The organism is Flagellimonas alginilytica, from assembly GCF_042134605.1.
GTDB lineage: Bacteria > Bacteroidota > Bacteroidia > Flavobacteriales > Flavobacteriaceae > Flagellimonas > Flagellimonas alginolytica.
In genome coordinates this window covers 3,532,515-3,544,406 of sequence record NZ_CP169638.1, presented here as the reverse complement: position 1 = coordinate 3,544,406, position 11,892 = coordinate 3,532,515, and the positions used below count along the sequence as shown (strand labels likewise).

Here is an 11,892-nt window from a genome sequence, read left to right as displayed (position 1 = left end):
AAAGTATTCCAAATTGGATAAATATTTGTTAAAAGACCTTTCCCAAAACTTGAAAGGCGAGCTCTTGTTCGATGATTTAAGTAAAGCGCTATATGCCACCGACGGCTCCGTTTATCGCATTTTGCCGTTGGCGGTGGCCTATCCTAAAAACGCGGAAGATATAAAAGTACTGGTTGATTTTGCCAATACCAACAAAGTTGGTCTCATACCACGAACGGCAGGAACGTCTCTGGCCGGACAGTGCGTGGGTCCTGGCATTGTAGTGGATGTGAGCCGATACCTTACCAAGATAGTTAGTTTGAACAAGGAGAAAAGGCAGGTTACCGTACAACCAGGTGTGGTTCGGGATGAGCTCAATCAGTATTTGAAACCGTTCGGCCTGTTTTTTGGGCCAAATACCTCAACCTCCAACCGTTGTATGATCGGGGGAATGGTCGGGAACAATTCCTCGGGGACTACATCGATACAATATGGGGTAACAAGGGATAAAGTGGTGGCCATGCAATGTATTTTGTCTGATGGCAGTGAGGCATACTTTTCGAGTCTCACCAAAAAGGAATTCGATGCAAAGAAACAGACTGATTCCCTTGAGGGAAGAATCTATCACAAATTATATGAAGAGCTTTCCAATCCCGATATTCAGGGCAATATAAAGGCAGAATTCCCGAAACCCAGTATACATCGAAGAAATACAGGGTATGCGGTGGACGAATTGCTCAAGAACAACATTTTTGGCGAAGACTCGGATGAATTCAATTTATGTAAATTACTTTCGGGTAGCGAGGGAACTTTGGCTTTTACTACCGAGGTTACACTTCAACTGGATGTCTTGCCGCCCGAGTTTTCCGCTATGGTGGCCACGCATTATAAAACCTTGGAGGATTGTTTGGCGGATGTGGCCCCAGTAATGGAACACAAGCTCCATTTATGCGAAATGATGGACAAAGTGATTCTAGACTGTACCAAAAACAATAGGGCGCAATCGGCCAACCGTTTTTTTGTGGATGGCGATCCTGTAGCCATTTTAATGTTGGAAGTAAAGGCCGAAACGGAGGAGGATCTCGAAAAACAGCTGGAATTACTCTTGAAAACCATCGCAAAGTCCGGGTTGAGCTATGCCAGCCCTGTTCTTTATGGGGACGACATCAATAAGGCCATAGAACTGCGCAAAGCTGGTCTGGGACTTTTGGGAAATATGGTGGGCGACAAAAAAGCTGTAGCCTGTATTGAGGATACCGCCGTGGCATTGGAGGATCTAAAGGATTTTATAGGAGAGTTTACCAAGATCATGAAAGGCTATGACCAAAGTGCGGTTTATTACGCCCATGCGGGTGCGGGCGAACTGCATTTGCGACCAATTCTGAATTTGAAAAAATCCGAAGATGTGGTCCTTTTCCGTAGCATAACCACCGATGTGGCAAAACTCACCAAAAAATATCAAGGTAGTTTTAGTGGGGAGCACGGCGATGGGATTGTACGTGCGGAGTTTATTCCCTTAATGATCGGGGAGGCCAATTATCAATTATTAAAAAGAGTAAAGAGCTTATTTGATCCCAACGGTATTCTAAACCCCGGTAAAATTGTGGATGCCTACGCCATGGATGAATCTTTGCGGTACGAGGTGGACCGTGAAGAGCCCGAGGTAAAAACGCTCATGGACTTTTCGGACAGTGAGGGCATATTAAAAGCGGCGGAGAAATGTAATGGTAGTGGCGACTGTAGAAAGAGTCATCATATGAGTGGAGCCATGTGCCCAAGTTACCAAGCAACAAAAAACGAAAGGCATACAACCCGTGGAAGAGCCAATGCCTTGCGAGAATTTTTGACCAATTCCCAAAAAACCAATCGTTTTGATCATAAAGAGCTTAAAACCGCATTCGATCTATGCTTGAGCTGTAAGGCTTGTGCCAGTGAATGTCCCAGTAACGTGGATGTGGCCGCGCTTAAGGCCGAGTTCCTGTACAATTATCAAGAAGCCAATGGATATTCTTTACGGAGCAAGTTGTTCGCCCATAACACTCGATTGAACGAATTGGGCAGTAAAATGCCCGGCATTACCAATTGGATGTACAAATCCAAATCGGTGGGTGCATTGCTCAAAAAAGCATCGGGAGTGGCCCCAGAGCGAAGCTTGCCGGAAGTAGGTCGTTTTAATTTTACCAAGCATTTAAAAAAACATCGGGTAAAACGCACGGACCTTTCCAAAAAACAAGTCATCCTTTATGTAGATGAGTTTGTTAAATATTTGGATATCCAAGTAGGTAAGGATGCGATTGAACTGTTGTGCAAATTAGGTTACGACGTTGAATTGTTTTATGGTGAAAGTGGCAGGACATATTTATCTAAAGGGTATTTAAAACAGGCGAAAAAACTGGTTGCCCAGAATATGGAGCGTTTAAAGGATATTTTGAACCGAGGTCTGCCCATTGTTGGGTTGGAACCATCGGCCATTCTATCATTCAGGGATGAGTACCAGCGATTGTACGATGATAAGGAGCAATTACGGAAGTTGGCTTCCCAATCATTTTTGATTGAAGAATTCTTAGCTGCCGAAATTGCAGAAGGGCATATTACATCCGAAAGTTTTACCGATGAGGAGAAGACCATCAAAATACATGGACATTGTCATCAAAAAGCATTGAGCAACCAAAAAGTAACTTTTGATATGCTGAACCTGCCCAAGAATTACAAAGTAACCATAATAGCATCTGGATGTTGTGGTATGGCAGGTTCCTTTGGGTACGAAAAAGAACATTACGAGACCAGCATGAAGGTGGGCAGCCTAAAATTGTTCCCTGCGGTAGCAAAGAGCTCGGAAGAGACATTGATCGCAGCGAACGGCACAAGTTGTAGGCATCAGATTATGGATGGGACAAAAAGGGAGGCACAGCACCCGGTTTCAATCTTGAGACAGGCCCTTGTCATCTAAAAAATCTCGATCGACACTTTCTTCTTCAATTTCGCTGATGTGCTCTTGGGTAATATCTTCGATATCGACCTCTTTATCGGTAATGGAGGCGATCAGTTCGTTCATGTTCATTTCCTTTAGGTCTTCGTCCACAAAGAAAGGAGAAAGTCTATCGTGGTTGTAATGGTAGACTCTCCATCGCTTAAAGGAATACTCCAAAGCAGTGAGGTTCTCAACCCAATCACCCGAATTTAGATAGGTGCAGCTGCCATATTTGTTCTGGTATATTTCTTTTTTTGGTTGATGGATATGGCCGCAGATCACGTAGTCGTAATCGTTTTCAATGGCAAGCTCTGCAGCTGTCTTTTCAAAATTGTTGATATATTTTACGGCGCCTTTTACGCTATTTTTAATGCGTTTGGACAATGAATATTTTTCGCGCCCCATTTTGGCCAGGCACCAGTTGAGGAAGCTATTGATCAAAATAAGAAGATCGTAGCCATAACCGCCCAGTTTGGCCAACCATTTGGCATTTTGGATGGAAACATCAAATACATCGCCATGAAAAATCCATGCCTTTTTGCCGTCCAAGTTCAATACCAATTTGTTCATTATCTTAAAATTCCCCATTGAAGTATCACTGAACTTACGCAGCATTTCATCGTGATTTCCAGTGATATAGAACACCTCGGTGCCTTTGGAGGCCATGCCTATTATCTTTCTCAGTACCTTTAAATGTGATGGGGGGAAATACCTTTTACTGAACTGCCAAATATCGATAATATCCCCGTTCAGAATCAGTTTTTTTGGCTGTATACTGTTCAGGTAGGTAATAAGCTCATCTGCATGGCAGCCATATGTTCCTAGGTGAACATCCGAGATGACTGCTAAATCTATCTTCCTTTTTTTCAATCTGATAAGGTTTATTACAAAATAAAGGAGTGGGAATAACATAGAAATCAACACGAGGTCAATAATTTATGAGCATATCGTTAAAAAAATATCACCTAAGAATGAAATATGTTATAATAACATTAAGCCAAAGGCTTGTTTTTGAATTAACTTTGTAAGCTCTACCTTTGATGGCATCATATTTTATACCGAATGGCAGGAAATTCTTTTGGACAACTTTTTAGGGTTACCACTTTTGGCGAATCCCACGGAAAAGCATTGGGCGGCATTATTGATGGCTGCCCTGCAGGAATAGAATTGGACTTGGAGCGGATCCAATTGGATTTGAACCGAAGAAAACCAGGGCAATCGTCCATAGTTACCCAGCGAAAAGAACCCGATACGGTAGAGATATACTCAGGTATTTTTGAAGGAAAGACTACAGGGACTCCCATTGGCTTTGCCATTCACAATACCAATCAGAAATCAAAGGATTACTCCCATATCAAGGATTCGTACAGACCATCGCATGCAGATTATGTGTACGATAAAAAATATGGTTTCCGAGATTATCGTGGAGGAGGCAGGAGTTCTGCCAGGGAGACTGCAAGTAGGGTAGTGGCCGGTGCTATTGCCAAACAATTTTTACATGGTGTCCAAATAAATGCTTTCGTGTCGCAAGTGGGTGGCATGAAGCTGGATAAACCTTATCAAGAGTTGGACTTTTCCAAAATTGAATCCAATGCAGTTCGTTGTCCCGATACGGAAATGGCCCAAAAAATGGAAGATTATATCAAATCCATTAAAAAGGAGGGCGACACCATAGGGGGTGTGATCACTTGTGTAATCCAAAATGTACCGGTTGGTCTTGGCGAACCGGTTTTTGATAAACTCCACGCCAAATTGGGCGAGGCCATGCTGTCCATTAACGCGGTAAAGGGATTTGAATACGGAAGCGGATTTGCCGGGGTTGCCATGAAAGGGAGTGAGCACAACGATGCGTATAATGCCGATGGTACCACCAAAACCAATCGGAGCGGAGGAGTGCAAGGAGGTATTAGCAATGGAATGGATATTTATTTTAATGTAGCTTTTAAACCCGTCGCAACAGTTTTACAATCCTACGAAACCATTAACAAGGACGGAGAAAAAGTTGCCACCCAAGGCAAGGGAAGGCACGATCCATGCGTGGTTCCAAGAGCTGTGCCCATTGTGGAGGCCATGGCGGCAATGGTATTGGCCGATTATTCCCTGTTGGCCCGTACCAACAAAATCTGATTGACCCATTAGGAGGTTTCCATACAATAAAGTATATTACCCTCAATAAATATACTTTATGAAGAAATTGGAATTGCACTGGCAGATTCTTATCGGAATGCTTTTAGGTATTCTTTTTGGATTTGCAATGACCCAAATTAGCTGGGGCAAGGAATTTGTATCTGATTGGATCCAACCATTGGGGACCATTTTTGTAAAACTTCTTAAACTAATCGCCATACCATTGATCTTGGCATCTTTGGTAAAAGGTATCTCCGACCTAAAGGATATATCAAAATTCAGAAATATAGGGCTAAGAACCATTGGGATTTACATCCTTACAACTGTAGTTGCGATTACCATTGGGTTATTGTTGGTAAACGTGATGAATCCGGGCAGTGGAATTTCCGAGGATACGGTAACAAAGTTAACTGACACTTATGCGGGAGATGCAGGTGTTACATCCAAAATAGAGGAAGCATCCCGACAGAAAGATAGTGGGCCATTGCAATTTATTGTAGATATGGTCCCCGACAATGCCATGGCGGCCATGACGGACAATGCTTTGATGTTGCAAGTAATATTTTTTACCATTTTCTTGGGAATTTCCATGTTATTGATAGGCGAGAAAAAGGCAAAGCCCTTAAAGGAATTTTTTGATGCCCTGAATGATGTGGTACTAAAAATGGTAGACCTGATCATGCTTACGGCACCCTATGCCGTGTTTGCCCTTTTGGCGGGAGTAGTGGTATCTTCCAGTGACCCCGATTTGTTACTGGCGTTGCTTAAATATGCCGGCGTAGTCGTTTTGGGTCTTGCCCTAATGATTGTTTTTTATGCAACAATAGTAGGTGTAGTTACCAAGAAAAACCCATTCTGGTTCTTAAAAGAGATCAGTCCTGCCCAATTATTGGCGTTCTCGACAAGTTCCAGTGCGGCCACTTTGCCGGTTACAATGGAAAGGGTAGAGGAACACATTGGTGTAGATAAAGAAGTGTCCAGTTTTGTATTGCCTGTGGGAGCAACCATTAATATGGATGGTACCAGCCTGTACCAAGGGGTCGCAGCAGTATTTATATCACAGGCACTCGGATTCGACCTTACTTTTGGAAATCAGTTGACCATTGTTTTGACTGCCTTATTGGCATCCATTGGATCGGCGGCGGTACCCGGAGCGGGAATGGTTATGTTGGTTATTGTATTGGAATCCATTGGTTTTCCTTCCGATAAATTGGCCATTGGACTTGCACTGATTTTTGCAGTAGATAGGCCTTTGGACATGTGTAGAACCATTGTAAATGTCACTGGTGATGCAACAGTTTCCATGGTAGTGGCCAAATCAGTAGGTAAATTGGGAGAACCGCACGTGCAAGAGTGGGACGATCATTACGATGAGGTGAAATAAATCAATCCAAGAACTTCGCTCTTAACTCAGGGGTCGGAATCATGCAGGACTCCTGTTTGCCAAACCATTTATAGCGGTTTTTTGCCACAAAATCGTAAATGCGGTTTCTTATGGTTGCAGGTATCCAGGAGAATATGGCGGATAATTTCCATAATCCGCCCAAATGCTGTGCAATTTCCAGGGCAGCGTCGGACTTGGTATAATAGGCTACTCCCGGCTCGATGAGGATAATGGAGTCCACGGCAATGGTGTCTATATGACGCTGTTTCAATAACTGTTGGCCCACATCACTCTGGAGTGCCGCATAGCGGAATACATCGTTTTTATCCCGTTTTATTACAAATTGGACAGAGTTGTTACAGAGGTTACAGACCCCATCGAACAAAATTATTTTTTTACCGTTTTCCACGGGTCAAAGATACGTAGCTTTGCAATGAAAGCCTAGTTTATGGATGTGGGCTCTGCTTTTAAGGGTAAATATCCAGCTAGTTTATAAATTTCATCGGGAGTAAGTTCGCTGAGTTCAAGAACGTCTTTGCCTGAATTGGTCATTGCTTTTCTAATCAGGTAGTTTCCGGTTCTGTAACCAACGGCCTGTCTGCCATCGGGGTGTTGGAACATCCAATGTTGATAGTTCGCATTTAGGGGCAAAGACCTAATCTCTTCCGCCCACTGCTCCGCAATGGCTGCTTCTGGTGGGGTATCCGCTTCCATGGCTTTACCGGTATATTCCTCAGAGAAAACAACGGCCAAACCTTCGTTTATGGCAGCTGTGGAAATACCAGGCCCATATTTGTTGTCCTGAATGGCCCAACCTCGGTACAAATGGTGGAATTCATGGTAAATTGTGTGTTTTAGAGCTACATGCACGGCATTGGTAATGCCCCCTGGATATTTATCAGAGATTTGAATCATCACTAATGGTGGGGAATTGGATTCGGTACGTCCGGTAACACCTCCGACCACATCAAGGTCCCAATCCACAATTTCCAGGGATACGGTTATACTGTCCGGTAGGGTCGGTATTAGGGGTCGAATTTCTTGTTCAGATTCCAGTACTGTTTCTCGAATGAGTTCTTTTTCCGATGTGGTAAATTTACCACCATCTTCGGTAAAGGTGACCATAGAACTTGCTGCTTCTGTAATGTTCGGGCTCTTCTTGCAATAGCTGATAACTAATAACGCAAAAAGGAATAATAGGATTTTGATTGATTTCATTGATGTTTGTTTTACTTGTAGACTCCATAGCCCCAATAATGTTACATCCAAAGAAAAAGACATCAAAACCGGTCATAATGTGGCCAATCATCAGAACGTATGAGAAATTTAGATTTCTCAATCGGAACACAGTTCGTCATTTCGAAATGTGTTTTCAAAGGGTTTAGTTTTTATAGCATTTCAAGTTTTGAGAAATATCCAATAAAAACAAAAGTTCGTGTAAATGGTTCTTACTATCCGCACGATTATTCGCAATCCTCGTTCAGTTCCTGATATTCGGATAAGGTTACGGTAGGTATTTCCTGTCCGCTTTCTATTTTAATACAGCTCAAGTTCGGATTTCTATCTACACGTAAATCTATCAGCGCTGGATTTTGGCTTACATCCAATTGGGTCATCATATTGGAAGAGGCATAAAAATACAGCAAGTTCGGGTTATCTGCCAGATAGATGCCCTCGAGGCTGTTGTCCGATATTACCAAGGTTTCCAAAGACGGATTGGAACTGAGGTCCACTGAGCTAAGTTGATTGGTGGTCAATAGAATACTTTTTAGATTGGGCGCTCCGGAAGAACTAAAAGAGGTCAGCACATTATTGCTGATGAGCAAATGTTCCAGTGACTCGTTGGTAATGCTAAAATCTTCAAAGTAGTTGTAGGACAGGTTCAAAAATTTTAATCGCGTTGCTTGCTCCAGTCCGGAAACGGTATTCAACTCGTTTTGCAATACATTCACCAAGATCAAACGGGTGTTTTTACTTAAATCGATGGTTTTTAAGTTGTTGTTTTGAAGATACAAGGTGTCCAATTTTGTGTTGGAACTTAAATCGATTTCCCACAGGTTCTGACCGATCGCGGACAAAAAAGTAATGTTTACAAACCCTTCGACGCCCGTGAGGTCCTCTATATCCCCAAAGTGACTGTTCAGGTTTATATCCAGTCGCTCAACTTTTTCGGCATCTTCCCGTAACATTTGTCCGTTAAGTGTACCATCGGTATCGATTCCCTGATCAATAAGTAATTGCTCAAAATGGTTGTCCGGGATAAGAAGATACGGGTCATTTACCAGATTATCGTCGGCATTGTCGTTGGAGCACGAGCCCAAAAGCGCTAAGGAAAAAATACAAGCAAGGGCAAAGCATGTATTTGCCATTTTACGGATGGTCATTCTGATTGTTTTTTGATGATGAATCCATAGGACTCAAAATCATCAAAAATGTTACACTTTTTTTAATTAGAATTTAAAAAATCATTGAGGACGGTGAGCAAGAATTACCACTAAGTAGAGGATTACATCAATGCATTTATTCACTGTCGGCCGTTCAAGTGGGGTTCAACCACTTAATGTCAGCCGTTTTTATTTCTTTGGATTGCTCATGGCCGAATCCCCAATATTTTGTTGGTTTCAGAAATCAACTGGGTAATTTTTCCTTTATCATAGGCATCGGGATGGGCTTCGCCAAAGGGCCCTTTGTCGTTGTCAAAATATTGCCCGCTACTTTGGTTATAAACATCCGAAAAGGCCAAATCACATACTATTTCGACACCCTTGCTTGCTGGCGACCAATGTTGCCCGAATGCTTCTTGAGCCATTTTGGTGTTTAAAAGCGACCCTGGGTTCACAGCGATTACATTCAGGGATTTTTTTGTTTTTGCCAAATAAAAACTCCACATGGTCAGTGCCAATTTACTCTGTGCGTATGCCTTTTGCTCCGTTAGCAATTCTTTTCCCATCAAGGCATTGAACGATACCGGGGATTGCGCAGCGGAACTCAAATTAATGATCCGTGGGGCACTGCTTTTTTCCAGAAGTGGTATAAGTCCATAAGTTAAAAGGTATGGAGCAAAATAATTTACGGCAAACCGCATGTCCAATTGGTTTGAGTTAACTCTGTTGGGACTGACATAAATCCCTGCATTGTTGATCAAAACATCGATGGCTGAAACTTCTTTCGAAATTTCACCGACCATGTGTCGTATGCTTTCAAAATCTGATAAATCCGAGACGAAACCGATTATTTTTTCATGGTTGGCTGCTTCCTTTAGTTCAGTGATTGTCTTTTCTAATTTCTTGGGGTTTCTCCCATGCAACAGAATCCGGTTTCCATTTTTGGCCAACGCAATGGCCGTCAATTTACCGATACCGTCCGTGCTCCCTGTAACCAAAATTGTTTTCATTGCTAATCAATATTAAGGGAACCATTGGTTCGTATGTACAGGATTGTTTCCGTATCGGAGGTGTTTGCAATGGAATGTAAAGCCCGATCGGACGAAGTAAAGTAACTACCGATATCCAATGCTTTTATTTCCTTGGTCTGTGGCAAGATGTAATCCAAACCGCCCTGGACCACAACTGCATGAAAAATATTTCCAGTACTGTGGAGCTTGCCGTTGAATCTTTTTGGAAGCTTAACGAATACGCCTTGGAGCGCATTATCTGTATGGCTTTTCCATAGAAAACTGATTTCCGCTTTGCTGTCCTTGGCAAGCCACTCGCTTTTTTCGTAATTCAACCAAACCACATTGGAAGCATCTATATTGATGGGCCTTTCGCCATTGTCAAAAGCTTTATCCGTGGGCTTTACCAAATAAGGGCCATGGTCAATTTCCACATAAGCAATGTTTTCGTCGCCTTTGGCCGATGTAATGTGTGCTTCTCCTTGCGGTTGTGTCCAAAAGCTGCCAGGGGTCATCCACATATGTTCCGCTTTGGGGTCATCATTGTGTATGGTGCCTTTTAACACCACTGCCCTGTATGTTACATTGTGAATATGGGGAGGAGAGGAAAATCCATCCGTAAATTTCGCTAGAAAGCCAGTAGCGACCTTTCCATTCCTATTGCCCCATATTGTGCCCGCCTGTGGACTTTGGTCGCCACGGGCGGGATTCAATTTTTGCCAAACAATATCAGAGCTCAACAACACCTTGTTTGTGGGTTCAATTGTCTTTTCGGTAGCCCCACCGTTTTTGGGTTCTACAGATTCTTTGTGTTGGTTGCACCCAAGCGCAATGAATAAGGATGTTATCGCTATAAATGTGTTTGTTCTTGTTTGCATGGTACTCTATATCTCTGTGAAAATTTCCGTTTTCGGCAATCGGGACTTTGGTAAGCTGGCATTAAAATCGTTTGCTGATCTATAGCCCAAACCTACCATCACAAGTGAGGTATATCCTTTTTCGCGCAGTCCAAACTCTTCGTCCAGGGCCTTTACATCAATTCCTTCCATAGGGACAGCATCAATGCCAAGGGCCGCAACGCCAAGAAGGAAATTGCCAATGTTCAGATACACTTGTTTTTCCATCCAATGTTGGGCATCCTTCAGATCAAACCTGTGGATGTTGGTAAACAATTGTTTTGCCCCAAAATTCTGTGTTTTGAACTCTTCCTTTGCAAATCGGCCGTCTGCATCCTCGATATCCGTTACATGCTGGAGGTAATCATCATCTATATCCGTTTTGGAGCAGAACAGAACCACATGCGAGGCATCTAAAACCTTTGGATTGTTAAAACTGAAAAAACCTTCGGTCCCCTTCGCCAGTCTTTGTTTGCCTTCATCCGTGCTGGCAATTATAAAATGCCATGGCTGTGAGTTGATGGACGAAGCACTCATTTGCAGCAATGCTTTAATGTTGTCTTCGTCTTCTTTTGAGATTTTTTTGGTTGGATCAAACTCTTTTGTGGTATACCTCCAATTCAGTACTTCTTTTAATTCAATTTGATTATTAACTTTTGCTTCCATTTCTATATACAAATATTAGTTACTATACTATTTATAGTTGCAAACGTAAGTATAGTATTCTATCTTTGCAATAACGGTCATAAATGATAGTATAGGCTTATGAAAGAAAATGAACCCAAGATGCTTAGCTATAAGGGAACCAAATATCCATGTTGCGCCAGTTTGACGATGGGGCTGATCGGCGGTAAATGGAAAACGGTGATTCTTTATCATTTAATGCATGATACTTTAAGGTACAGTGAGTTGCGAAAAACAATGCCCACAGTAACCGAACGCACTTTAAGTCTACAATTAAAAGCGTTGGAAGAGGATGGCCTGATCAAAAGAAAAGTCTACACCTCAAAACCGCCGTTAAAAGTGGAATATTCGTTGACCGATTTTGGCAAAACTTTAATACCCTTGATCCAATCTATTGCGGATTGGGGAGATTATGTTGTTGAAAATTATTCAGATGCGTAAAATTTGACCTTGGAAG

At 42.4% G+C, this 11,892-nt stretch carries 11 protein-coding genes; 4 read left to right on the top strand and 7 right to left on the bottom strand.

The genetic code is table 11. The features are described 5' to 3' along the window. The first annotated feature begins 13 nt into the window (after window positions 1–13). Window positions 14–2,929, top strand: a complete 2,916-nt coding sequence (locus ABTP35_RS15990) for an FAD-binding and (Fe-S)-binding domain-containing protein (RefSeq protein ID WP_293295164.1) — start codon at window positions 14–16, stop codon at window positions 2,927–2,929. Here ABTP35_RS15990 and ABTP35_RS15985 read toward each other — a convergent pair. Further along, on the bottom strand, window positions 2,900–3,820 hold the full coding sequence (locus ABTP35_RS15985; protein ID WP_224836841.1) for a UDP-2,3-diacylglucosamine diphosphatase: 921 nt from the start codon (window positions 3,818–3,820) through the stop codon (window positions 2,900–2,902). The two genes, ABTP35_RS15990 and ABTP35_RS15985, sit on opposite strands and share 30 nt — an antisense overlap. 192 nt (window positions 3,821–4,012) lie before the next feature. Here ABTP35_RS15985 and aroC point away from each other — a divergent pair, with 192 nt between their 5' ends. Further along, complete coding sequence (gene aroC / locus ABTP35_RS15980; RefSeq protein ID WP_293295165.1) at window positions 4,013–5,077, top strand: chorismate synthase; 1,065 nt, start codon at window positions 4,013–4,015, stop codon at window positions 5,075–5,077. Window positions 5,078–5,135: 58 nt separating this feature from the next. Further along, the gene (locus ABTP35_RS15975) at window positions 5,136–6,461 is read left to right on the top strand and encodes a dicarboxylate/amino acid:cation symporter (protein ID WP_293295166.1); all 1,326 of its coding nucleotides are present in this window, start codon (window positions 5,136–5,138) and stop codon (window positions 6,459–6,461) included. Window position 6,462: 1 nt separating this feature from the next. Here the strand turns inward: ABTP35_RS15975 and ABTP35_RS15970 are convergent, their stop codons facing one another. The 6 genes from ABTP35_RS15970 to nfsB form a co-directional block, all read right to left on the bottom strand. Next, on the bottom strand, window positions 6,463–6,870 hold the full coding sequence (locus ABTP35_RS15970) for a thiol-disulfide oxidoreductase DCC family protein (protein WP_293295167.1): 408 nt from the start codon (window positions 6,868–6,870) through the stop codon (window positions 6,463–6,465). Between the two features lie 32 nt (window positions 6,871–6,902). Beyond that, window positions 6,903–7,679: a DUF2268 domain-containing putative Zn-dependent protease gene (locus ABTP35_RS15965; protein ID WP_293295168.1), complete on the bottom strand. Its 777-nt coding sequence runs from the start codon at window positions 7,677–7,679 to the stop codon at window positions 6,903–6,905. A gap of 245 nt (window positions 7,680–7,924) precedes the next feature. Then, window positions 7,925–8,845: a hypothetical protein gene (locus tag ABTP35_RS15960; protein ID WP_293295169.1), complete on the bottom strand. Its 921-nt coding sequence runs from the start codon at window positions 8,843–8,845 to the stop codon at window positions 7,925–7,927. A gap of 206 nt (window positions 8,846–9,051) precedes the next feature. Further along, window positions 9,052–9,855 carry an SDR family NAD(P)-dependent oxidoreductase gene (locus ABTP35_RS15955; RefSeq protein ID WP_375334313.1) on the bottom strand — a complete coding sequence of 268 codons (804 nt, stop codon included), beginning with the start codon at window positions 9,853–9,855 and terminating at the stop codon, window positions 9,052–9,054. 2 nt (window positions 9,856–9,857) lie between these two features. After that, window positions 9,858–10,733 (bottom strand): DUF4437 domain-containing protein, encoded by an 876-nt coding sequence (locus tag ABTP35_RS15950; RefSeq protein WP_293295171.1) that lies wholly within the window; start codon window positions 10,731–10,733, stop codon window positions 9,858–9,860. Window positions 10,734–10,739: 6 nt separating this feature from the next. Next, window positions 10,740–11,417 (bottom strand): oxygen-insensitive NAD(P)H nitroreductase, encoded by a 678-nt coding sequence (gene nfsB / locus ABTP35_RS15945; RefSeq protein WP_293295172.1) that lies wholly within the window; start codon window positions 11,415–11,417, stop codon window positions 10,740–10,742. 99 nt (window positions 11,418–11,516) lie between these two features. Between nfsB and ABTP35_RS15940 the strand changes: the two genes are divergently transcribed. Further along, entirely contained in the window at window positions 11,517–11,876 is a 360-nt protein-coding gene (locus ABTP35_RS15940; RefSeq protein ID WP_375334312.1) for a winged helix-turn-helix transcriptional regulator, read from the top strand. Window positions 11,877–11,892 lie beyond the last annotated feature (16 nt).